The sequence below is a fragment of the Aurantimonas aggregata genome (assembly GCF_010500835.1).
Classification (GTDB): Bacteria; Pseudomonadota; Alphaproteobacteria; order Rhizobiales; family Rhizobiaceae; genus Aurantimonas; species Aurantimonas aggregata.
In genome coordinates this window covers 672,037-695,852 of record NZ_JAAAMJ010000001.1, presented here as the reverse complement: position 1 = coordinate 695,852, position 23,816 = coordinate 672,037, and the positions used below count along the sequence as shown (strand labels likewise).

The window sequence follows — 23,816 nt, the reverse complement described above, 5'->3', positions numbered from 1 at the left end:
TCGGGTCCATCGTCCATACGCCGATGATAGGCCAGATGCCGACGGGACGGCACCCGGATCGGGGTTCTTTACGACAATACGGGGTGGCAGGCGTTGGAACTGCCCATCAGGCGGGTTATCTGCGGCGGCAAGGGCAATAGCCACAGTAGGAGACACGAATTGAGCGACGCACAGAAATCCGCGATCCAGGCGCTGCTGCGGGGGCTCGATGCACCCGACGGACAGGGCGACGTCGTCTCCCGCGGCATGGTGTCGGACATCTTCATCGCCGACGGCAAGGCCTTCTTCTCGTTGTCCGTACCGGCAGCGGAGGCCGAGCGGTTCGAGCCGTTCTGCCGGGAAATCGAGCGGCGGGTCGTGTCGATTGACGGAATCGCCAGCGCCCTCGTGGCGCTGACCGCCGAGAAGGCGGCAGGCGCGCCATCGCGCTCGCCGCAGCCGGTTCCCCCGCAGCAACCGGGCAGGCCTGGCCAGGCGATCCGCGCCGGTGCAGCGCCCGCGGGCGGTCCTGGCGCCCCGCGCCCTGCGGGTTCGAAGCCGGGCGTTCCCGGCATCGACCGGATCATCGCGGTCGCCTCCGGCAAGGGTGGCGTCGGCAAGTCCACCACCGCCGTCAACCTGGCGCTCAGCTTCGCCGCGCTCGGCCTGAAGGTCGGCATTCTCGACGCCGACATTTATGGCCCTTCGATCCCGCGCCTGCTCAATCTGAAGGAAAAGCCCCGCTCGGGCGGCGGCCGGACCCTGATCCCGCTCGAGGCCTACGGGCTGAAGGCGATGTCGATGGGGTTCCTCGTCGACGAGGAAACGCCGATGATCTGGCGTGGTCCGATGGTCATGTCGGCGCTGACGCAGATGCTGCGCGAGGTCGAGTGGGGCACGCTGGACCTGCTCGTCGTCGACATGCCGCCCGGCACCGGCGACGCCCAGCTGACCATGGCCCAGCAGGTGCCGTTGGCCGGTGCCGTCATCGTCTCGACACCGCAGGACCTGGCGCTGATCGATGCGCGCAAGGGTCTCGCGATGTTCCGGAAGGTCGACGTGCCGGTGCTCGGCATCGTCGAGAACATGAGCTACTTCATCGCGCCGGACACCGGCGCCCGCTATGACATCTTCGGCCATGGCGGCGCAAAGGCCGAGGCGCAACGTCTGGAAGTCCCGTTCCTCGGCGAGGTGCCACTGGAGATGGTGATTCGCGAGACCTCGGATGCAGGACGGCCGATCGTCGTCGCCGAGCCCGACAGCCGGCACGCTGCGGTCTATCGCGACATCGCCGCGCGGACGCTTGCCGAAATGGATCGCGACGCAGCGGGCGGCGCAAAAGCGCCGATGATCGTTTTTGAGTAGGTGTTCAAAAATTAAGCTTGCAAGGAAAACACAAAGATTGTCGGATGCGCGCTCCCGGCGGGCGCTGTTGCCCGCCTTGTCTTTTTCGGGAGTTCACCCATGAAATTGTTAACCCGGCTCCTCGCCGCCACCGCTCTGACGCTGGCGCTCGGATCCGCCGCGTCGGCCAAGACGCTGGTCTATTGTTCGGAAGGCTCGCCCGAGGGCTTCGACCCCGCGCTGTACACCGCCGGAACCACCTTCGATGCGTCCGGCCACCCGATCTACAACCGCCTGACCGAGTTCAAGAAGGGCACCACCGAGGCCGAGCCGGGCCTTGCGGAAAGCTGGGAAATCTCGGACGACGGCCTGCAGTACACGTTCAAGCTGCGACCGGGCGTGAAGTGGCATTCCAACGAGACATTCACCCCGTCGCGCGACATGAATGCCGACGACGTGATCTTCTCCTTCGAGCGCCAGGGCAAGACCGACAATCCGTATCACCAGTACGTGGCCGGGGCGTCGTGGGAGTATTACAACTCCATGTCGATGCCCGAGCTCGTGACGTCGGTCGAGAAGGTCGACGACATGACGGTCCGCTTCACGCTCGCCCGTCCTGAAGCGCCGTTCATCGCCAACCTGGCGATGCCGTTCGCCTCGATCCTCTCCAAGGAATATGCCGACCAGCTCGCCGAGACCAATCAGCAGGCGCAGCTGAACCAGGCTCCGATCGGCACCGGACCGTTCGAGTTCGTCGCCTATCAGAGCGATGCCGTGATCCGCTACCAGTCCTTCGACGACTACTGGGGCGGCGTGCAGCCGATCGACGACCTCGTCTTCGCCATCACCACCGACGCGTCGGTGCGCCAGCAGCGCCTGCTCGCCGGCGAGTGCCACATCATGTCCTATCCGAATCCGGCCGATCTCGAGAGCCTGCAGAACAATGCGGACCTCACGGTGATGGAGCAGGAAGGCCTGAACATCGGCTTCCTCGCCTACAACACGCAGCAGGCACCGTTCGACCAGCCGGAAGTGCGACGCGCGCTCAACATGGCGATCAACAAGCAGGCGATTATCGACGCCGTCTACCAGGGTGCCGGCGAAGTCGCCAAGGCGCCGATCCCGCCGACGATGTGGTCCTACAACGACACGCTGGAAGACGACAACTACGACCCCGAGGCGGCCAAGGCGGCGCTCGAGGAAGCCGGCGTGACCGACCTGTCGATGAACATCTGGGCCATGCCCGTGTCGCGGCCGTACAACCCGAATGCCCGCCGCATGGCCGAGCTGCTGCAGTCGGATTTCGGCGCGATCGGCGTCGATGTCGAGATCGTCACCTATGAGTGGGGCGAGTATCTCGAGCGCTCGTCGCAGGTTGATCGCGATGGCGCCGTGCTGCTCGGCTGGACCGGCGACAATGGCGATCCGGACAACTTCCTGGCTGTGCTGCTCGGCTGCGACGCCGTCGGCGGCGCCAACCGCGCGCAGTGGTGCAACGAGGAATTCAACGCCCTCGTGCAGGAAGCCAAGTCCAAGCCGACGCAGGAAGAGCGCGCCGAGCTCTACGAGCAGGCGCAGGTCGTCTTCAAGCGCGAAGCGCCCTGGGCGACCATCGCCCATTCGGTGGTCTACGTGCCGATGCGCTCGAACGTCACGGGCTTCGTCCAGAGCCCGCTCGGCGACATGACCTTTGACGGCGTCGACATCACCGAGTAAAGCGCGGCTATCTGTGGAAAAGGAGGAGGGGTGGCGACAGCCGCCCCTCCTTCGTTTAGGGGGCTTGCTCCGCGCGCTCCCCGGCGCTTGGGCGCATTTCGTCGCCCGCAAAAACGTGTAGAACGGTTCCATGTTACGTTTTCTCGTCGGTCGTCTCGCCGTTCTGGTGCCTACCTTCATTGGTGTCGCACTGGTGGCCTTCTTCTTCATCCGCCTGCTGCCCGGCGATCCGGTGCTGATCATGGCCGGAGAGCGGGGTCTGACGCCCGAACGCCATGCCGAACTCTCGGCGCTGCTCGGCTATGATCAGCCGATCTACCTGCAGTTCTGGAATTTCCTCACCGGGCTGTTCCAGGGCGATTTCGGCCAGTCGATCACGACGCGGCGGCCGGTGCTGGACGAATTCCTGACGCTGTTCCCGGCAACGCTCGAACTGGCCTTCTGCGCCATCGTGCTGGCCATCGTGTTCGGCATTCCGGCTGGCGTGTTCGCGGCGGTCAAGCGCGGCTCGTGGTTCGACCAGTCGATCATGGGCGCCGCCCTCGTCGGCTATTCGATGCCGATCTTCTGGTGGGGTCTCCTGCTGATCATCTTCTTCTCCGGCGTTCTGCAATGGACCCCGGTCTCCGGTCGCATCTCGCTGCTCTATTATTTCCCGTCCACCACCGGCTTCATGCTGATCGACTCGCTGCGCTCCGGCCAGGCCGGCGCCTTCACCTCGGCGCTGTCGCATCTGATCCTGCCCTCGGTGGTACTGGCGACCATCCCGCTGGCCGTCATTGCCCGGCAGACCCGCTCGGCCATGCTGGAAGTCCTCGGCGAGGATTACGTGCGGACGGCGCGGGCCAAGGGCCTCGGGCAGTGCCGTGTCGTCGGCGTCCATGCGCTGCGCAATGCGCTGATCCCGGTGGTGACGACGATCGGCCTGCAGGTCGGCGTGCTGCTTGCCGGCGCGATCCTGACCGAGACGATCTTCTCCTGGCCCGGCATCGGCAAGTGGATGGTCGACAGCGTGTTCCGCCGCGACTACCCGGTCGTGCAGGGCGGGCTGCTGCTGATCGCCATGATCATCATGTTCGTCAATCTCGTCGTGGATCTCCTCTACGGCGTGATCAATCCCCGCGTCAGGGCGCAATAGGAGGCCTTGATGAGCCATATCGAAGCACAGGAAGCCGCCGAAGGCGTCGGCTCCGAGATCCCCGATCGCGAGCCGACGAAGAGCGCGCGCCGCGTCATGCTGGCGGAATTCTGGTTCTACTTTTCGGAGAACAAGGGCGCCGTCGGCGGCCTCGTGGTGTTCACGCTGGTCGTCCTCGCGGCGCTGTTCGCGCCGCTGATCGCGCCGCATTCGCCGACGCTGACCAACACCAACGCCCTGCTGGTACCGCCGGCCTTCCAGGACGGGGGGCAGATGACCTATCTGCTCGGCACCGACCCGGTCGGGCGCGACATCCTCTCGCGCCTGATCTACGGGGCGCGCTATTCGCTGTTCATCGGCGTCGTGGTCGTGGTCATCGCCGTGTCGACAGGCATTTCGCTCGGCCTGATCGCCGGCTATGTCGGCGGATGGGTCGATACGGTGATCATGCGGGTGATGGACATCATCCTCGCCTTTCCGTCGCTGCTGCTCGCGCTGGTGCTCGTGGCGGTGCTCGGACCCGGCCTGTTCAACGCGATGATCGCCATTGCTCTGGTGCTGCAACCGCATTTCGTCCGGCTCACCCGAGCCTCGGTGATGGCCGAGAAGCAGCGCGAATACGTCACCGCGGCGCGCGTCGTCGGCGCCGGGCCGCTGCGCCTGATGATCGTGACGATCCTGCCGAACTGTCTCGGGCCGCTGATCGTCCAGGCCACCCTGTCCTTCTCGAATGCGATCCTCGATGCCGCGGCGCTCGGCTTCCTCGGCATGGGCGCCCAGCCGCCGACGCCGGAATGGGGCACAATGCTCGCCGAGGCGCGCGAGTTCATCCTGCGAGCATGGTGGGTCGTGACCTTCCCGGGCCTGGCCATCCTCATCACGGTGCTCGCGATCAACCTCGTCGGCGACGGGCTGCGCGACGCGCTCGACCCGAAGATGAAACGAAGCTGATTATGCCACTTCTCTCGATCCGCAATCTCTCCGTGACCTTCGCCACGGCGTCCGGCCCGTTCAAGGCGGTCGACGGAGTCGATCTCACCATCGAGCCCGGCGAAGTCGTCGGAATCGTTGGCGAGTCCGGCTCGGGCAAGTCGGTCGCGATGCTCGGCCTGATGGGGCTCCTGCCGCCGAGCGCCACCGTCACCGCCGACGAGATGACCTTCGAAGGCCATGACATGCAGCTCATGGCCGGCCGCGAGCGACGCAAGATCATCGGCCGCGACATCGCGATGATCTTCCAGGAGCCGATGGCGAGCCTCAACCCGTGTTTCAATGTCGGCTTCCAGATCAAGGAAGCGCTGAAGGCGCATACCGATCTCGATCGCAAGGCGCGCCAGCACCGGGCCATCGAGCTGCTGCAGCAGGTCGGCATGCCGGAGCCGGAGCGCCGTCTCTCCGCCTTCCCGCACCAGCTCTCCGGCGGCATGAGCCAGCGCGTGATGATCGCCATGGCGACCGCCTGCAACCCGAAGCTCCTGATCGCCGACGAGCCGACGACGGCGCTCGACGTCACCATCCAGGCGCAGATCCTCGATCTCCTGCTCGACCTGCAGAAGTCGCACGGGATGGCGATGATCCTGATCACCCACGACATGGGCGTAATCGCCGAGACGGCCGAGCGCGTCGTGGTGCAATATGCCGGGCAGCAGGTCGAGCGCCAGAAGGTCGCGAGCCTGTTCGATGCACCGCATCATCCCTACACGGCGGCGCTGCTCGCCGCGATTCCCGAGCGCTCGACCGGCGACCGGCTGCCGACCATTCCGGGCGTCGTGCCGGGGCAGGGCGACCGGCCGAATGGCTGCCTGTTCAACCCGCGCTGCCCGAAGGCCGACGATCGCTGCCGCACCATCGTGCCGCCGCACCAGCCGCCGTCGCTCGGCGAAGCCCTGTGCCACTACCCGATGAACGCGCCGGCCGAAGCGTCCTATGCGCAGGGAGCTGCCCGATGAACGCCATCGTCACGGCCAAGGACGTCAGCCAGGTCTATGAGGTCCGGCGCGGCATGTTCGCCAAGCAGCTCGAGCTGAAGGCCGTCAAGGAGGCGAGCTTTTCGGTCGAGGAAGGCGAGACGCTGGCGATCGTCGGCGAATCCGGCTGCGGCAAGTCGACCCTCGCCCGTATGCTGACGATGATCGAGACGCCGTCGGCGGGCGAACTCGACATCGACGGCGTCCGGATCACCGGCAAGGACAAGGGCGACGCCAAGCGTCTGCGCTCGACCGTGCAGATCGTCTTCCAGAACCCCTATGGCGCGCTGAACCCGCGCCAGAAGGTCGGGACGATCATCGAGGAGCCGTTGAAGATCAACACCAGCCTGTCGCGCGCCGAGCGCCGGGCGAAGGCCGAGGCGGCCCTGGCCGAGGTCGGGCTGCGGCCCGAGCATTACGGCCGCTACCCGCACATGTTCTCCGGCGGCCAGCGCCAGCGCATCGCCATCGCCCGCGCGATCATCCTCGAGCCGAAGATCCTCGTCCTCGACGAGCCGGTCTCGGCGCTGGACGTGTCGATCCAGGCGCAGATCCTCAACCTCCTGGCCGATCTGCAGGATCGGCTCGGCCTGACCTACGTCTTCATCAGCCACGACCTCTCGGTGGTTCGGCATGTCGCTGACCGGGTGATGGTGATGTATCTCGGTCGGCCAGTGGAAATCGCCCCGGTCGACGCGCTCTACGCCGACCCGCTGCATCCCTACACGCGGGCGCTGTTGTCCGCGACGCCGGCGACCGATCCGACAAAGAAGGTCGAACGCATCCGCCTCACCGGCGAATTGCCGTCGCCATTCAACCCGCCGCCGGGTTGCTCATTCAATCCGCGCTGTCCCTATGCCAACGAGCGCTGCCGGACCGAATTGCCGGTGCTGAAGCGGCATGGTGCGACTGAAGTCGCCTGTTTCGCGGTGGATGAAGGTCGGCTGCCGCCGGCACGGGCCGAGACACTGATCCAGGCCTGAGCCGTCTGGCTCGGCTGGATCTTGGCATCACGACCGGGCGCGGCGACCAGCGTTGGATGGCACGAACTTTTCGGCAGCGAGAAAGAGCAGGATCGTGAGTCCGGCGGCGCCCATATCGTCGCCCATGACTCCGATCGCCCCGGGGAGCGTCTCCAGCCAGTCCAGCGGCCAGATCTTCGATCGGTCGATCACTAGATAAATCGGTGCGGCGAGCAGAAGGCGCTGCCATCGGGCAGCGCCGAGGATCGAGGCGATCAGAAGGAATCCTGCGACCTCGTCGACGACGATGCGTCTGTCGTCGCCGGTGCCGGTGGCGTCTTCCCAGAAGACGACGCCTGTCGTCCCCAACCCCGTGGCCACTACCAGAAGCGCGACAGGCCATTCGCGGCGTCGCAGCAGCAGGACTAGGGCGAGGGCCGTTGCGACGGCCAGCCCCGCCCGGAGCGGGTTGATCAGTCCGGCGCCGAACCATGTCGACAGCCAGAGCGCAGGACTGGACCATGGGAGGCCGTCTGGAACGTCCAGCAGCCCGAGCGTCGTGTCCAACGCGGTTAGAAGATCAGCATCAGCAGTCCGACGACCACGAGAAGCCCGATGAGAAAGACGATGCCGACGGCGCTGGCGAAGAACTTGAGCATGACTGATCCTTGCAGGTAGGGGATTTGCGGCCGGAAATCGGCGCGCGATGGTGCTGGGGAACCAACGCCCAACCCCGCCAGCCGTTCCGGCGAAGCAGCCGGGCACGGGCCGAAGGGGTGCCAGATGGAAAGCGTTATTGGTCGACCTGATGGCGCTCCAGCGCGTCGACGATTTCCTGGGCGCCGATCTGGCCGAGGATCTGGCCGTTGCGCGAGACGACGACGGAGCCGCGGCCCTTGCAGACCGACTCCATCACCCGGCGCAGCGGGGTGTCCGGTTCGGCCATGCCAGCGACACGGGCCGGCGCGTCGCCGGATTCGCGATCGATCGGCCGCATGACGTTTTCGGCGGTCAGGACGTTCAGCGGGTTCATGTGCATCACGAAGTCGGCGACGTAATCGTTGGCGGGACGCAGCACGATGTCCTGCGCGGTGCCGATCTGGATGATCCGCCCGCCCTCCATGATGGCGATGCGGTTGCCGAGCTTGAAGGCCTCGTCGAGATCGTGGCTGACGAAGATGATGGTCTTCTTCAGCCGCTGCTGGATCTCCAGGAGCTCGTCCTGCAGCCGGGCGCGGATTAGCGGGTCGAGGGCCGAGAACGGCTCGTCCATCAGCAGGATCGGCGCGTCGGTGGCGAAGGCGCGAGCGAGGCCGACGCGCTGTTGCATGCCGCCGGAGAGTTCGCCGACGCGGCTGTCCGCCCAGTCACCGAGACCGACCAGTTGCAGCTGGTTCATCACCCGTTCGCGGCGCTCCGCCTTCGGCTCGCCGGAGAGTTCCAGTCCCAGCCCGACATTGTCCGCGACGGTGCGCCAGGGCAGCAGCGCGAATTGCTGGAACACCATCGCGACTTCGCGCCGGCGCAGCTCGCGCAGTCGCTTCGTGCCGCAGTCGCGCGGGTCGACCTGCCCCTTGCCGGTATCGACGAGGACCCGGCCGCGGGTCACGGGCGCAAGCCCGTTGACGGCGCGCAGCAGCGTCGACTTGCCGGAGCCGGAGAGGCCCATCAGGACGGCGATCTCGCCTTCGAAGACGTCCATCGAGGCGTCGGCCACGCCAAGCGTCGTGTTGGTCGCCTCGCGGATCTCGGCGCGGGACTGACCGGCATCCGCCAGCGGCAACGCCAATTCCGGGTTCTTGCCGAAGACGATCGAGACGTTCTGGAAGGAGACGATGGGTTTGGTCATCGCGGCGACTCCTCGACCCGGAAGAAGCGGTCGAGAATGATCGCCAGGAGCACGATGGCAAGGCCCGCTTCGAAGCCGTTGCCGACATTGATCGAGTTCAGCGCCCGCAGCACCGGCACGCCGAGGCCCGGTGCGCCGACGAGGGCGGCAATCACCACCATCGACAGCGACAGCATGATCGTCTGCGTCAGGCCGGCCATGATCTGCGGCAGGGCGTAGGGGATCTCGACCTTGAACAGCCGCTGCATCGGCGTCGCGCCGAAGGCGTCGGCCGCCTCGATGAGCTGCTGCGGCGTCGAGGCGACGCCGAGGCGGGTCAGGCGGATCGAGGCGGGCAGGGAGAAGATCACCGTCGCGACGAGGCCGGGGACCATGCCGAGGCCGAACAGGATCAGCGCCGGGATCAGGTAGACGAAGGTCGGGATGGTTTGCATCAGGTCGAGGATCGGCCGCAGGATCACGTAGATCCATTCGCGGCGCGCCGCGGCGATGCCGAGCGGGACGCCGATGATCATCGACGCCGTGGTCGCCGCCAGCACCAGCGCCAGCGTCTGGACGGTGGCTTCCCAGAAGCCGAGATTGATGATCAGCAGCAGCCCGAAGAGGGTGAACAGCACCACCGGAATGGAGCGGCGGGCGAACCAGGCGATGGCGCAGAAGACCGCTACGATCACGAAGGGATGGGGCCATTCCAGCAGGAACAGGATGCCGTCGATGAAACCGCCCAATCCCGTCGTCAGCCCGTCGAAGACGAAGGTGAAGTTGTCCGTCAGCCAGTCGACGAAGGCTTCGGCGTAGTCGCCGATCGGCAGCGGGTTATCTTCCAGCCATTCCACTTGGGATGTCTTCCTTCTTGCGGGGTCCGGGCCCGTTCATGCAGGCAGGGCCGGTTCATCCGGCCCTGCAGTCGTCGGTCAGTCGGGGATGGTCAGGAAAGACCGAGCGATTCTTTGACGGCGGGAAGGCCTTCCTCGCCGTCCGTCGTGGTGACGCCCTCGAGCCAGGCGTCGAGGCGGCCCGGATTGGCCTTCAGCCATGCCTCGGCCGCGTCGTCCGGATCCTCGCCGTCGTCGAGGATGGCACCCATGATCTGGTTTTCCATCTCGAGGTCGAAGGTCAGGTTGGTCAGCAGCTTGCCGACATTCGGGCACTCCTCGGAATAACCCCTGCGGGTCACCGTGTAGACCGTCGCGCCGCCGTAGTTCGGCCCGAACGTGTCGTCGCCGCCGGACAGGTACTCGATCTCGTAGGAGGAATTCATCGGATGCGGTGCCCAGCCGAGGAAGACGATCGGCTCGTCGGAGCGCGTCGCGCGGGCGACCTGGCTGAGCATGCCCTGCTCGGACGAGGCGACCAGCTCGAAGTCGCCGAGGTCAAACTCGTCCTTCTCGATCAGTCCGATGACGAGGCTGTTGCCGTCATTGCCGGGCTCGATGCCGTAGATCTTGCCGTCCAGCTCGTCCCGGAACTTGCTGATGTCGGCGAAGTCCTTGAGGCCGGCGTCGAAGAGATATTTCGGCACCGCCAGCGTGTACTTGGCGCCTTCGAGATTGGTGTGCACCTGCACGATCGACCCGTCGTCGAGATATTTCTTCAGGTCGTTGGACTGTGCCGGCATCCAGTTGCCGAGAAACACGTCGAGGTCGTTGTTCGCCAGCGAAGCGAAGGTCACCGGCACGGAGAGAATCTTGACGTCCGCCTCGTAGCCGAGCCCGTCGAGGATCTGGCCGGTCACGGCTGTCGTCGCGGTGATGTCGGTCCATCCCACGTCGGAGAGACGGACGGTCGAGCAGCTGTCGGCCTCCTGCGCAACTGCCGGGGAGGCAGCGATCAGAGCACAGAGCGAAAGCCCCGCAACAACGTGGCGAGAAATCATGATTGTCTCCTTATCTGAGGCACCAGTTCGCCGCGTCGAGCCCCCGTCGGCGCCGGATCGGGTCCATTGGTGCTGAGTATTGCGCCATGTTCCAGGCTTGCGCAACATTGCATCTGTGGCGGTGACGTCAACCGTCAGAAGGCGATGGCGGCGGTATTCTTCACCTCCTCCATCACGGCGTAGGTGTGCGTTTCGCGGACACCTGGCAGCGCCAGCAAGGTCTCCGAGAGGAAGGCGCGGTAGGCCGCCATGTCCTCGACCCGGGCCTTGATCAGGTAGTCGAAGCCGCCTGCCACCATGTGGCATTCCATGATCGCCGGCGTCGCCTCTGCGACGCGCTTGAACTCGGAGAACACCGCGTCGCTGGTGCGATCCATCTTCACCTCGACGAAGACGATCATGCCGCGTCCGAGCTTCTCCGGCGCGAGCCGCGCCGCATAGCCGAGGATGAAGCCCTCGCGGGTCAGCCGCTTGACCCGCTCGGTCGTCGCCGTCGGCGACAGATGCACGCGTTCGGCGAGTTCCAGATTGGTCAGCCGGCCCTCGCGCTGAAGCTCGCGGAGAATACTACGGTCTTTTTGGTCGAGTTCCGTCATTTCGTCGCTTTAGATCGACTCCGGCTGCGCTTGTCACCACCTGAATGGCATTTTTTAGCGAGAAGCACTCTCGGCGAGCCTGCTAGAATGCCGCCGACCCGCTTCTGGAGAACGCGATGCCGGCCCTGACTCCGCCCTTCACCGCTCCCTACGCGCCCGACGACACCGCCGCCGTGGCGGCGCTGCTCGGGGCCGCCGGCCGCTGGACCCACGACGAGACCGCGGTAGACCGCCGGGCCCGCGCCCTGATCGAGGGGATCCGCAACTCATCGGGCGGCATTGGCGGCGTCGAGGACTTCCTGCGTGAATTCGGCTTGTCGAGCCGCGAGGGCCTGGCGCTGATGATCCTCGCCGAGGCGCTGCTGCGGGTGCCCGACGCGGCGACGCAGGACCGGCTGATCGAGGACAAGATCGGCGCCGGCGACTGGGCCCATCACGACGGCGACGAGGACCGCATGCTGACCGCCGCTTCGGCCTGGGCGCTCGGCATCTCGGCGCGGATCATCCGGCCGGGCGAGACGCCGCAGGGCGTCATGCAGACGCTGGTGAAGCGGCTCGGCGCACCGGCGGTGCGCACCGCGACGCGGCAGGCGATGCGCTTCCTCGGCCGGCATTTCGTGCTGGGCGAGACGATCGGCGACGCGCTCGACCGGGCACGGAGCTTCGAAAAGAAGGGCTACCGGCACTCCTACGACATGCTGGGCGAGGGCGCCCGCACCGCCAAGGACGCCGCGCGCTATTTCAAGTCCTATGCTGACGCCATCGAGGCGATCGGGCGCAAGGCCGGCAACAAGGCGCTGCCGGACCGGCCCGGAATCTCGGTGAAGCTGTCGGCCCTCTATCCGCGCTACGCCCCGACGCACCGCGAGGCGGTGATCCGCGACCTCGTGCCGAAGGTCGTGGAGCTGGCGGACAGGGCCAGGGGCTACGACCTCAACCTCACCATCGACGCCGAGGAGGCCGAGCGGCTGGAACTGTCGCTCGACGTGATCGATGCGGTCGTCGCGGCCGCGGACTTCAAGGGCTGGGACGGCTTCGGCCTCGCGGTTCAGGCCTACCAGAAGCGCACACTGGCGGTGATCGACCATCTCGACGCACTGGCCGCCGCTTCCGGCATCAAGATGATGGTGCGGCTGGTGAAGGGCGCCTACTGGGACACCGAGATCAAGCTGGCGCAGGAAAAGGGCCTTGCCGGCTATCCGGTCTATTCCCGCAAGCCGGCGACTGACCTATCTTATCTCGTCGCGGCGCGCGCGTTGCTCGACCGGCGCTCGCGGCTCTATCCGCAATTTGCCACCCATAACGCGCTGACGGTCGCGACGATCATGGAAATGGCTGGTCCCAACCCGACGGGCTTCGAGTTCCAGCGCCTCCACGGCATGGGCGAGGCGCTCTACGAGACGCTGCGCAAGACCAAGGGCGGTAACATCGCCTGCCGGATCTACGCCCCGGTCGGCGGCTATCGCGACCTGCTCGCCTATCTCGTCCGCCGCCTGCTCGAGAACGGCGCCAACTCGTCCTTCGTCGCCCAGGTCGGCGACGAGGACGTGCCGATCGAGACGCTGCTGCAGCGCCCGCGCGACCTGCTTGCCGACGGCCCCGCCCGCCATGGCAAGATCGCCCTGCCGCGCGACATCTTCGCGCCGCGGCAGAATTCCGCCGGCGTTCCCTTCGGCGAGCGCAAGGCATTGGCTTCCTTCCTGGCCGAGCGTGACGCCGCCGGCCCGCTCGATGTGACCGCCCGTTGCTTGTGGTCGGGCGCCAAGGCCGACGCGCCGGAGACCGTCCGCTCGGCCGTCGACGGCACGGCGATCGGCAGCGTCCATGCGCTCGGCGCCGAGGCGGCCTCCGCCCTCGTCGGCGAAGCATCCCGCCATGTCCGCAAGGCGGAAGTCGTGCCTGCCGCGACGCGGGCAGGCTGGTTGCGCAAGGCCGCCGACCTGATGGAGGCGCGACAGGGCCTGCTGATGAATCTTCTGGCGCGCGAAGCCGGCAAGACCGTCGACGACGGCATTGCCGAGATCCGCGAGGCGGTCGATTTCCTGCGTTTTTACGCCGCCGAGGCCGAACGGCTGTTCGGCGCGCCGACCTTCCTGCCCGGCCCGACTGGCGAGGAGAACGTGCTGCAATACCGCTCGCGCGGCGTCGCTGTCTGCATCTCGCCGTGGAACTTCCCGCTGGCGATCTTCACCGGCCAGGTCGCCGCGGCGCTCGCCGCCGGCAATGTCGTCATCGCCAAGCCGGCCGAGCAGACGCCGCTGATCGCCGCGATCGCCGTCGGCCTGCTGCACGAGGCGGGCTTCCCCGCCGCCAGCCTCTATCTCGCGCCCGGCGACGGCAAGGCGGGGGCAGCCCTTGTCGCGCATCAGGCGACGGCGGCCGCCGCCTTCACCGGCTCGACCGAGACGGCCTTTGCCATCAACCGGGCGCTCGCCGCACGCAACGCCCCGATCGCGCCGCTGATCGCCGAGACCGGCGGCATCAACGCGATGATCGTCGATGCGACGGCGCTCCCCGAACAGGTGGCGGACGACGTGGTGATGTCGGCCTTCCGCTCGACCGGCCAGCGTTGCTCGGCGCTGCGGCTCCTGTTCGTGCAGGAGGAGGTTGCCGACGCGATGGTCGAGATGATCGCCGGCGCCGCGGCGGAGCTGACCGTCGGCGACCCGCGCGACATCGCGACGGACATGGGCCCGGTGATCGACGCCGCGCAGCACGCCATGCTGAGCGAGCATCTGGACCGCATGGGCCGCGAGCAGCGCATCCGCTTCGCCGGCACGCTGCCGGCCGGCCTGCCGCCTGAGGGACACTGGATCGCGCCGCACATCGTCGAACTGGACCGGGCGGAGGCGCTCCCCGGCGAGATCTTCGGTCCGATCCTGCATGTCGTGCGCTGGAAGGCCGGCGGGCTGGACGCGGTGTGCGACGCCATCGAGCGGACCGGCTACGGCCTGACGCTCGGTATCCACAGCCGCATCGACGACGTCGCCCGGCGGGTGCGCGAGCGCCTCACCGTCGGCAATGTCTACATCAACCGCAACATGATCGGCGCCATCGTCGGCTCGCAGCCCTTCGGCGGCTCCGGTCTTTCCGGCACCGGGCCGAAAGCCGGCGGGCCGAATTACGTCCTGCGGTTCGCGCGCGAACAGGTGGTGTCGGTCAATACCGCCGCGGCCGGTGGCAACGCGAGCCTTATTGCAATGGAGTCGTAGCAAACGAGTAACAGACAGCGGACACAACTTGCGCTACATTCATGACGTTGCGGTAACAAGACCTGCTGAGGCCCGCGAGATCCTCCCAATCGCTCGAGCCTCGCAATGCCGCGCACTGCCTGGTTCTCGGACATTTCCTCCCGATGTCGCGGACAGGCAGACTGACAGACGAGGAGCCCGGTGCGCCCTGCGCCCGGGCTTCTTCGTTGCGCTGCGAAATCTTACCCCTGCATTGAGAATTCTTCACCGCCCGGGCCGGTAGCGTTTCCGTCGTTCGCTCCCTATGGTCCGCCGCAACAAAAAAATCGGAATCGGGAGACAACCACTTGGCCGAGTTCAAGTCCGACATCGCGATCGCACGTGCCGCGAAGAAGAAGCCGATCCGCGAGATCGCCGCCCGCCTCGGCATCGACGAGGCCGACATCGTGCCCTATGGCCACGACAAGGCGAAGATCTCCGCCGGCTTCATCAAGTCGCTGGAAGGCCGCCCGGACGGCAAGCTGATCCTCGTCACCGCGATCAACCCGACACCGGCCGGCGAGGGCAAGACCACCACCACGGTCGGCCTCGGCGACGGGCTCAACCGCATCGGCAAGCGCGCCGCGATCTGCATCCGCGAAGCCTCGCTCGGACCCAATTTCGGCATGAAGGGCGGCGCGGCCGGCGGCGGCTATGCGCAGATCGTGCCGATGGAGGACATGAACCTTCATTTTACCGGCGACTTCCACGCCATCACCACGGCGCACAATCTGCTCGCCGCGCTGATCGACAACCATGTCTACTGGGGCAACGAACTCGACATCGACACCCGCCGCGTCACCTGGCGCCGGGTCATGGACATGAACGACCGGGCGCTGCGCGGCATCGTCGCTTCGCTCGGCGGCGTCGCTAACGGCTATCCGCGCGAGAGCGGCTTCGACATCACCGTCGCCTCCGAGGTGATGGCGATCCTCTGCCTCGCCACCGATCTTGCCGACCTTGAGAAGCGCCTGGGCGCCATCGTCGTCGCCTATCGCCGCGACAAGACGCCGGTCTTCGCCCGCGACCTCAAGGCCGACGGCGCCATGGCAGTGCTGCTCAAGGACGCGATGCAGCCCAATCTCGTGCAGACGCTGGAGAACAACCCGGCCTTCGTCCACGGCGGCCCGTTCGCCAACATTGCCCATGGCTGCAACTCCGTCGTCGCCACCACCACGGCGCTGAAGCTCGCCGACTACGTCGTCACCGAGGCCGGCTTCGGCGCCGATCTCGGGGCCGAGAAGTTCTTCGACATCAAGTGCCGCAAGGCCGGGCTGAAGCCCGCCGCCACCGTCATCGTCGCCACCGTCAAGGCGCTCAAGATGAACGGCGGCGTCGCCAAGGAGGATCTCGGCACCGAAAACGTGGCGGCAGTGACGGCCGGCTGCGCCAATCTCGGCCGGCACATCGAGAACATCCGCCAGTTCGGCGTGCCCGCCATCGTCGCCATCAACCATTTCGGTACCGACACAGAGGCCGAGCTCGCCGCGATCAAGGCCTATGTCGCCGAGATGGGCGAGGAGGGGGTGGTCTGCCGCCACTGGGCCGACGGCTCGGCCGGCATCACCGAACTCGCCGAGAAGGTCGCCGTCCTCGCCGACAGCGGCGCCGCCCAGTTCGCCCCGCTCTATCCGGACGGGCTCGGCCTGTTCGAGAAGATCGAGACGGTGGTCAAGCGCATCTATCGCGGCGCCGAGATCACCGCCGACAAGTCCGTCCGCGACCAGCTGACCGCCTGGGAGGAGGCCGGCTACGGCGAGCTGCCGGTGTGCATGGCCAAGACCCAGTATTCCTTCTCGACCGACCCGACCCTGCGCGGCGCGCCGGACGGCTTTGCCGTCCATGTTCGCGAAGTCCGCCTCTCCGCCGGCGCCGGCTTCGTCGTGGCCATCTGCGGAGAGATCATGACCATGCCCGGCCTGCCGTCGAAGCCGGCGGCCGAGACGATCCGGCTGAATGAGGCCGGTGAGATCGAGGGGCTGTTCTAGAGCGCCGTATGCGTCCATGTCGCGCTCAGCTGCCTGATGCGATTGGCACCGAACCCCCAACACGGCGTCCTCCTCGGGCTTGACCCGAGGACCCATGCCAAGTCCTCGACGCCGCCAAATCGGCGCCGAGGATGCGCTACCTGCTTCAGGTTTGTTGGGATCCTCTGCGCGGTTTTCGCGGGGTCAGCGCCGAGGAATGGGTCCTTGGGTCAAGCTCGAGGATGACGCCCGTGGGGAAGGGCGAGGCTCATCGCGGCCCCCGCGAGATCGCGTGCCTCATGCACTCGCTCGCCAGACTGCGGATCAGTTTGGCGCCGACGGCGTTGCGTCCTAGGCGTTTTGCTGTTCGAAAGGCTCATCAGCCCGCGTTGATCTTCCTCACACCGAGTACGCCTCCGTCATGCCAAGATTTCTCCGGTTCCTCGCCGGTCTCGCCTTCCTTGCCGCCTTCAGCCTGCCGGGTCCGAGCGCTACTGCGCAGGAGGTCGGGGTCGTCGAGATCGCGCCCTATGCGACGCAGGACGGGGACGGCAACTGGAGCGGGCCGGCGGTCGACCTGTTCCGGGAGGCAGCGGACGCGGCAGGGCTCTACTACAGGCTGGTTGCGGCCGGCAGCCAGCCGGAGATCGGGTCGATGCAGGCGGTCTTTCCGGTCTACGCCGAGCCGCAGGTGTCCGACACGGTCCGGCGCAGCCTGCCGTTCCATGTCGACCCGATCGGCCTGATCGGCGCGCCCGGCACGTCGAGCGCTTCGGGCTTCGTGGAGGGGCTCGCCGGCCTCTTCAATCTCGGCTTCCTCAAGGTCGTCGGCATGCTCAGCGTCTTGTTGCTGGTGGTCGGTACGATCTTCTGGCTGGTCGAGAAATCCGGCAACGGCGACCTCGCGGCACGCGAATCCAGCATCAAGGGTATCGGCGACGGCTTCTGGTGGGCCGGCGTGACGGCGACGACGATCGGCTACGGCGACCTCGTGCCGAAGACGCTGGGCGGACGCGCCGTGGCGATGATCTGGATGCTGTTTTCCATGGCGCTGACAGCTATCCTGACCGCCTATCTGGTGTCGCTCACCGGCCAAAAGGGCAGCGGCCCCAGCCTCGAGGATGCGATCGCGGATCAGCGCGTCGGCTTCGTCGCGGACGGGGCAGTGCCCGAAAGCGACCTGAAAGCGGCTCGGACGCTCACCAGCTTCGACAGCCTCGATCGGGCCATGACGGCGCTGGAGGCGGACGAGATCGACCGGATCGCCTATCCCTACCAGGCCGCCAGGAGCGCTGCCGGCGAAAAGAGCGTGCAGCGCTTCGCCGGTACCGTCGCCATGCCGCTGTTCCACGTCGGGTCCGAGCGGCTGCGCATCGAGATCGACCGGATCATCCTGTCGCCCGAATGGCAGCGGCGGATGGAGGACCAGTTCTCCTCGCGCTAAGGGGACCCGAAGCCGATCACAGGCCGCGCCCTGCCGAATGCTCTCGCGCTCGGAGGGCGCGCGCCCTATCCTTGCCGGCAGATTTTCCTGCCATGACGAGCCTCCCATGTCCGCGATCTCCCTCTCCGCCGTCACCAAGCGCTTCGGCGATGCCGCCGCCGTCGACGGCGTGTCGCTGGAGATCGCGGCGGGCGAGTTCGTGGCGCTGCTCGGCGCGTCCGGCTGCGGCAAGACCACACTCTTGCGGCTGATCGCCGGCTTCGACACGCTCTCCTCCGGGGCGATCCGCTTCGATGGCACCGTGATGGCGGGTGAGGGCCGGCATGTGCCGCCCGAAGACCGCAATGTCGGCATCGTCTTTCAGTCCTATGCGCTCTGGCCGCACATGAGTGTTGCCGAGAATGTCGGCTATCCGCTGCGGGTGCGCGGCATCAGGGGCGCGGCGAAGGCCGACAAGGTCGCCGAGGCGCTAGCCGCCGTCGACCTTTCCGGCTTCGAGGCGCGGCGGCCGGCCGACCTCTCCGGCGGCCAGCGCCAGCGCGTGGCCTTGGCGCGCTGCCTTGCGATGGACCCGGCGGTGGTGCTGCTCGACGAGCCGCTGGCCAATCTCGACGTCAATCTTCGCGCCTCGATGGAGGACACGTTCAAGGAATTCCACGAACGCACCAAGGCAACGATGGTCTACGTCACCCACGATCAGGCCGAGGCGATGGCCATGGCCGACCGGGTTGCGGTGATGGAGGCGGGCAGGGTGCTGCAGGTCACAGACCCGGTGACGCTCTACGGCGAGCCCGCCAGCGAGGCTGTCGCCCGCTTCGTCGGCAACGGCTCGGTGGTCGATTGCCGCGTCGTCGGCCCGGCGGCATCCGGCAGGGCCCATGTCGCGCTGTTCGGCCACGAGGCCGACGTGCGGGCCGATCCCGCCACGCTGGCGCCGCTTGGCACTACGGCGCGGCTCTGCCTGCGGCCGGAACATCTCACGCTCTCCGACGGCGAGGGCTTTGCCGCGCGCGTCGCCAAGGCGACGTTCAAGGGCTCGCATGCCCTCTTGGAAGTGGCGCCGGCGGCAGCGCCGGCGCAGCTGCTGCCGGTCTGGGCGCCGCGCCTGGTCCCGACGGGAACCGAGGTCCGCATCGCGATCAGGGATGGCTGGCTTTTGCCCGGCGCCGCCATGCGGGTTCCCGCCGCGCGCGCCGCCTGAGCAGTCGTCAGTCGGTCCAGGGCAGGACGCCGCGCGGCAGCCGGCGCGCCGCCAGCGCCGTCACGCCCATGATCGCGACGATCGCCACCACCGTCACCGCGGCCACCGCCGAGGCCAGCACCGTCGCGCCGGAATCGTCGAGGTTGAACACGACGACGCCCAGGGTCTCGTTGCCGGCCGACCAGAGCAGCGCCGAAACGGTGAGCTCGTTGAAGCTGGTCATGAAAGTGAGGATGGCGCCCGCCGCCGCGGCCGGCGCCAGCAGCGGCAGCACTACGGTGCGCAGCCGGAAAAGATAGCGCGCGCCGGTCATCCGTGCGGCTTCCTCCAGCGCCCGGTCGGTCTGCTGCACGGCGCCGATCACCGGCCGTAGCGACAATGTCAGGAACCGCGCCAGATAGGCGAAGAAGATGATCCAGATCGTGTTGTAGAGGCTGATCCCGACGAGCGGCAGCGGCACGACGAACAGGAGGATCGCCGCGACGCCGAGCACGATGCCGGGCAGGGCGTAGGGCACTTCGGCGGTCATCGCCATGACGTCGAGGAAGCGGCTGCGGCGCCAGACGATGAAGGCCGCGAACGGCACGCATACCGCCATCAGCACCAGCGCCGCGCCGGCCGCCAGCAGGAACGAATTGCGGAAGGCGCGGATCGTCGAATCCTGGCGCAGAAGCACCTCGGCGTAGTTGCCGAGCGTCAGGGTGTCGGCGGTCAGCGGCACGCCATAGGCGGGCACCAGCGAGGTGGTCAGGAGGGCGACCAGCGGCACCACGAGGATCGCCACGATGATCGTCCAGGCGAGGATTTCGGCCGGGACGCGCCATCGTCCGAGCGCATAGCGCAGCGCCTGCGAGGGCGCGCCGACGCTGCGATAGTCGCGCTTGCCGATGACCAGGGCCTGCACCGCGAAGCCGACGAAGGCGAGGGCGCCGACGACGATCGACAGGACCGCGACGTCCGAGATGATCGCCGGGCCGAAGCTCGCCAGCCGCTGGTAGATCAGCGTCGGCAGTACGGTGTAGCCGGCCGGGATGCCGAGCAGCGCCGGGATGCCGAAATTGCCGACGGCGGAGACGAAGGCCAGCGCCCCGCCGGCGACCAGCGGCGGCGTCATCATCGGCAGCACGATCGTCGAAAGGACGCGCAGGCGTTTCGCGCCGCAGGCCCGCGCCGCCTCGATCATCTCGCGCGGCAGGCCGCGCAGCCCGGCGCGCACGGCGAGGAACACCAGCGGCGCGTGCTGGATGCCGAGCAGGAGCACGATCCCTTGGGCGCTGTAGAGCGGATTGGGCGAGCCCAGCGGCGGCGCCAGGCCCAGCGTGATCAGCAGCGGGCTTGCAGGGCCGGCAAGCTGGGCCCACGACAGCGCCGTCACCTGCGGGGGGATCATCAGCGGCAGGAGGAAGCAGAACACGAGTGCGGCCTTGCCGCGTATGTCGGTCAGCGCGACCAGAAGAGCAAACAGCGTGCCGAGGCAGAGCGAGATCGCGGTGCCGAGCGTGGCGGTGACCAGCGAGTTCCAGGTGGCGGTCCAGGTCGACCGGGCGGCGAGTACCGAGCGGACATTGGAGAGGTCGGGCGTGCCGCCGGGAAAGAACGCTTCGAAGGCGAGGCGGGCCACCGGCAGCACGCTGACGAGCCCGACAAAAACGACAAGAACGGCGAGAGTGATGCTCTCGCCGTCCAAACGTCTGGCACTGTCGGTAATGCGGCTCAGCGTCAGCCGCCGAAGATCTCGCCGAAGCGCTGCTTGTTGGCTTCCTCGTCGGCGAGGGCCTTGGCGGCATCGAACGGCATCAGCTTGATCGTCTCGCGGGCCGGGAAGCCGGCCGGGCCTTCGATCCCGTCGCGGGCCGGCAGGTAGCCCTGGCTGGCGGCGAGCTTCTGGCCTTCCTCGCTCAAGAGGAAGTCGACGAAGGCCTTGGCGGCTTCCGGGTTCTGGGCGGTCTTGAGGATCGCTACCGGCTCGGTGACGGCGGTGACGCCTTCCTCGGGGAAGACGAAGTTCACCGGTGCGCCCTTGGCGGCTTCGCGGATCGGCAGATAGTCGACGATGACGCCATAGGCCTTCTCGCCGCCGGCCACGGCCGTGAGAATGCCGCCATTACCGCCGGCCGCCGTCGCGCCGTTGGCAGCGAGCGACTCGACGTATTCCCAGCCGAGATCGGCGTTCTGGGTGATCGCCGCCAGATGCACGAGCGCCGCGCCCGAGGTCAGCGGGCTCGGCATCGTGACCTGGCCCTTCGCCTCCGGCTTGGCGAGATCCTGCCAGGACGCGGGGGTCATTTCGGAACGGGTGTTGTTGACGATGCCGGTGGTGATCAGCTTGGTCGAGAAATACGTCCCGTCCGCGTCGTGCAGCCCGGCCTCGTAGCCGGTCGTGTCGGCTTCGGCATAGGGCATCAGGCGGTCGTCGCGCTTGAGGCCTTCCATGGTGACGCTATCGGCGATGAGCAGCAGGTCCGGCTGCGGCGCGCCGGCGGCGAACTCGGCCTGGAGCTTGGCCATCACCTTGGTCGTGCCGTCGCGCACCCACTGGACGTCGACGTCGGGATACTTCGCCTCGAAGGCATCGACCGTCGCCTGCGCGTCCTCGTTGGGCTGGCTGGTGTAGAGCACCAGGCTGCCCGACTGGGCGAAGGCGGAGCCGGAGAGCAAGGTGGCGGCGAAGGCGGCCAGGAGGCTGAGCTTGCGGATCATCGGACGGTTCCTCGGATAGCGTTCGTCGGGCGAAAGGCCCATCGGCCGAGCGACTAACGCATTGCCTGTGACAGCTTGATGAAGGTCCGACAAGTCAGTCGACGACATCCCAGGGACGTCGTCGACTGGCCGCGCCCGGGCGAGAAGTTCAGGGCGCGGGCACGGTTTGGGCGATGCTGCCGGGCGCTAGGCGCCGCGGCGATCCGCCGGCAGCGGCAGGTACTGGCAGAGCCACGTCTCCGTCAGCACCTCGCCGTTGCGCACGAGATAGAGCCGCAGATCCACCGGCTCGGTGCCGTCGGCCGTCAGGTCGAAGGTCGATCGCCAGGCGGTGCCGACCTTCACCGAATAGGCGTCGATGCGCGACAGCGTGCCGCGCGAGGCGGTGACGACCGCCTCGACGCCGCTCGTGTCGCGGGCGAGCGCCGCCACCTTGCCGCCGTCGAAGTCCACCGCGAATTTCGAGGCGTCGGCGGGGCGCGGCTGGCCGGGTATGCCGCCGCGGCCCATGCGGGTGGCGCTGACCGTGGCGACCTCCGGCGGGTAGGGATCGTCCTTCGACCAGGTCAGCCGGTAGTCCAGCGCGATCTCGTCGCCGCGGCGGAACGGTTTTTCCGGGACCCATGTAGCGACGATGTTGTCGTGGATCTCGTCGTCGGTGGGAATCTCGACCAGCTGCACGCTGCCGGCGCCCCAGCCGCCCTTCGGCTCGACCCACAGGCTTGGCCGGCGGTCGTAGAACACCCCGTCGTCCTCGTAGTTCGAGAAATCCCGGTCGCGCTGCATCAGGCCGAATCCCTTCGGGTCGCGGTCGGCGAAGCTCGAGGTGATGACCCGGGCGGGATTGTTCAGCGGCCGCCAGATCCGTTCGCCGGCGCCGGTCCAGATCGCCAGCCCGTCGGAATCATGCACTTCCGGCCGCCAGTCGATGCGCCGGTCGCGGTCGGTCTCGGAATACCAGAACATCGAGGTCAGCGCCCCAAGGCCGACGCGGTCGATGTCGGCGCGGGCGAAGAAGCGGGTCTGGATGTCCATGATCACCCGGCCGCGCTTGCCGACCTCCATTTTGACGACGCCGGTCATGCGCTGGCTGTCCAGCGGGCAGGTGATCGACAGGTCGTGCTCGGGCGAGCTCGGCGGTCCGAGATAGAAATCGGTGAAGCGCGGAAACTCCTCCGGCGTCGGCATGGCGACGTCGACCGCGACGGCGCGTGCCGACAGGCCGTATTGGTTGAGCTCGCCGGCGCTGCGGAAATAGCAACCGCCGAGGAAGGCCAGCCAGTCCGCCTGCGCATTCGGCTCCATCACCCGGAATCCGGCAAAGCCGACATCGTGCGGCAAGTCGCGCGCGGGGCTGTCCGAGGGCATGTCGAACAGCGCCTCGTCGTAGACCAGCTTGCGGGACTGGCCGTCCTCGACGACGTGGATGTTGACCGGGACCTGGAAGTAGCGGCCGAGATGGAAGAGGCCGACAGGCGCCTTGCCGCCCGCGACGTCCAGCGTCGCCTCGGCGCGGTACTTGATCTTCCAGTGGGTATCGAAGTCGATCCGGTCGAGGATGCCGCCGCCGCGCACCTGCGGCGGCACGTAGGGTGCGGCAGCGAGGCGCCGGGCGTTGTCGGCCAGGGCCTCGAAGGAGAACGGCCTGGCCGCTTCGAATTGCAGCGGTCCGTCAGCCGCGTGCGCGGATGCAGGGAGTCGTACGACACCCAGTGCCGTCAGCCCCGCGAGGATCTCGCGGCGCGTCATTGCAGAAGTCATGCTGTGCCCCTTCGCTCACAATGGAGCAGAGCCGGCACGATCCTCATCGTCCCCTCCGGCACCCCTCCGGCAAGGCGTGCGATACC

At 67.3% G+C, this 23,816-nt stretch carries 19 protein-coding genes; 10 read left to right on the top strand and 9 right to left on the bottom strand.

What is annotated here, in order from left to right; all coding sequences use genetic code 11:
* The first annotated feature begins 159 nt into the window (after positions 1-159).
* The 6 genes from GTW51_RS03175 (at position 160) to GTW51_RS03150 (ending at position 7,127) form a co-directional block, all read left to right on the top strand.
* Entirely contained in the window at positions 160-1,344 is a 1,185-nt protein-coding gene (locus GTW51_RS03175; protein ID WP_163042400.1) for an Mrp/NBP35 family ATP-binding protein, read from the top strand.
* Between the two features lie 99 nt (positions 1,345-1,443).
* On the top strand, positions 1,444-3,039 hold the full coding sequence (locus GTW51_RS03170; protein ID WP_163042399.1) for an ABC transporter substrate-binding protein: 1,596 nt from the start codon (positions 1,444-1,446) through the stop codon (positions 3,037-3,039).
* A 130-nt stretch (positions 3,040-3,169) separates the two neighbouring features.
* The gene (locus GTW51_RS03165) at positions 3,170-4,177 is read left to right on the top strand and encodes an ABC transporter permease subunit (RefSeq protein ID WP_163042398.1); all 1,008 of its coding nucleotides are present in this window, start codon (positions 3,170-3,172) and stop codon (positions 4,175-4,177) included.
* Positions 4,178-4,273: 96 nt separating this feature from the next.
* On the top strand, positions 4,274-5,128 hold the full coding sequence (locus GTW51_RS03160; protein ID WP_425483225.1) for an ABC transporter permease subunit: 855 nt from the start codon (positions 4,274-4,276) through the stop codon (positions 5,126-5,128).
* Positions 5,129-5,130: 2 nt separating this feature from the next.
* Positions 5,131-6,126, top strand: coding sequence for an ABC transporter ATP-binding protein (locus GTW51_RS03155; protein ID WP_163042396.1), 996 nt, complete (start codon positions 5,131-5,133; stop codon positions 6,124-6,126).
* Positions 6,123-7,127, top strand: coding sequence for a dipeptide ABC transporter ATP-binding protein (locus GTW51_RS03150; protein WP_163042395.1), 1,005 nt, complete (start codon positions 6,123-6,125; stop codon positions 7,125-7,127). The genes GTW51_RS03155 and GTW51_RS03150 overlap by 4 nt, the downstream gene beginning before the upstream one ends.
* Positions 7,128-7,154: 27 nt before the next feature.
* Here the strand turns inward: GTW51_RS03150 and GTW51_RS03145 are convergent, their stop codons facing one another.
* The 6 genes from GTW51_RS03145 to GTW51_RS03120 all read right to left on the bottom strand — a co-directional run bounded on the left by GTW51_RS03145 (position 7,155) and on the right by GTW51_RS03120 (position 11,427).
* Complete coding sequence (locus tag GTW51_RS03145; protein WP_163042394.1) at positions 7,155-7,673, bottom strand: phosphatidylglycerophosphatase A family protein; 519 nt, start codon at positions 7,671-7,673, stop codon at positions 7,155-7,157.
* A gap of 5 nt (positions 7,674-7,678) precedes the next feature.
* Entirely contained in the window at positions 7,679-7,837 is a 159-nt protein-coding gene (locus GTW51_RS03140; RefSeq protein ID WP_163042393.1) for a small membrane protein YohP, read from the bottom strand.
* 62 nt (positions 7,838-7,899) lie between these two features.
* A complete protein-coding gene (choV, locus tag GTW51_RS03135) occupies positions 7,900-8,955 on the bottom strand; it encodes a choline ABC transporter ATP-binding protein (protein ID WP_163042392.1) in 1,056 nt (351 codons plus the stop codon).
* Positions 8,952-9,791, bottom strand: coding sequence for a choline ABC transporter permease subunit (gene choW, locus GTW51_RS03130; protein WP_163042391.1), 840 nt, complete (start codon positions 9,789-9,791; stop codon positions 8,952-8,954). The genes choV and choW overlap by 4 nt, the downstream gene beginning before the upstream one ends.
* Positions 9,792-9,883: 92 nt before the next feature.
* Positions 9,884-10,831 (bottom strand): choline ABC transporter substrate-binding protein, encoded by a 948-nt coding sequence (locus GTW51_RS03125; RefSeq protein ID WP_163042390.1) that lies wholly within the window; start codon positions 10,829-10,831, stop codon positions 9,884-9,886.
* 134 nt (positions 10,832-10,965) lie between these two features.
* Positions 10,966-11,427 carry an Lrp/AsnC ligand binding domain-containing protein gene (locus GTW51_RS03120; protein ID WP_163042389.1) on the bottom strand — a complete coding sequence of 154 codons (462 nt, stop codon included), beginning with the start codon at positions 11,425-11,427 and terminating at the stop codon, positions 10,966-10,968.
* Between the two features lie 116 nt (positions 11,428-11,543).
* Here GTW51_RS03120 and putA point away from each other — a divergent pair, with 116 nt between their 5' ends.
* The 4 genes from putA (at position 11,544) to GTW51_RS03100 (ending at position 19,269) form a co-directional block, all read left to right on the top strand.
* A complete protein-coding gene (gene putA, locus GTW51_RS03115) occupies positions 11,544-14,639 on the top strand; it encodes a bifunctional proline dehydrogenase/L-glutamate gamma-semialdehyde dehydrogenase PutA (protein WP_163042388.1) in 3,096 nt (1,031 codons plus the stop codon).
* Between the two features lie 326 nt (positions 14,640-14,965).
* A complete protein-coding gene (locus tag GTW51_RS03110; protein WP_163042387.1) occupies positions 14,966-16,645 on the top strand; it encodes a formate--tetrahydrofolate ligase in 1,680 nt (559 codons plus the stop codon).
* Positions 16,646-17,045: 400 nt separating this feature from the next.
* Complete coding sequence (locus tag GTW51_RS03105) at positions 17,046-18,068, top strand: potassium channel family protein (RefSeq protein WP_163042386.1); 1,023 nt, start codon at positions 17,046-17,048, stop codon at positions 18,066-18,068.
* A 106-nt stretch (positions 18,069-18,174) separates the two neighbouring features.
* A complete protein-coding gene (locus tag GTW51_RS03100; protein ID WP_163042385.1) occupies positions 18,175-19,269 on the top strand; it encodes an ABC transporter ATP-binding protein in 1,095 nt (364 codons plus the stop codon).
* A gap of 7 nt (positions 19,270-19,276) precedes the next feature.
* Here the strand turns inward: GTW51_RS03100 and GTW51_RS03095 are convergent, their stop codons facing one another.
* From GTW51_RS03095 to GTW51_RS03085, 3 genes are all read right to left on the bottom strand, one after another.
* On the bottom strand, positions 19,277-20,956 hold the full coding sequence (locus tag GTW51_RS03095; RefSeq protein WP_203565846.1) for an ABC transporter permease: 1,680 nt from the start codon (positions 20,954-20,956) through the stop codon (positions 19,277-19,279).
* A 32-nt stretch (positions 20,957-20,988) separates the two neighbouring features.
* A complete protein-coding gene (locus GTW51_RS03090) occupies positions 20,989-21,969 on the bottom strand; it encodes an ABC transporter substrate-binding protein (protein ID WP_203565845.1) in 981 nt (326 codons plus the stop codon).
* A 186-nt stretch (positions 21,970-22,155) separates the two neighbouring features.
* Positions 22,156-23,730 (bottom strand): OpgD/OpgG family glucan biosynthesis protein, encoded by a 1,575-nt coding sequence (locus GTW51_RS03085; RefSeq protein WP_163042384.1) that lies wholly within the window; start codon positions 23,728-23,730, stop codon positions 22,156-22,158.
* Positions 23,731-23,816 lie beyond the last annotated feature (86 nt).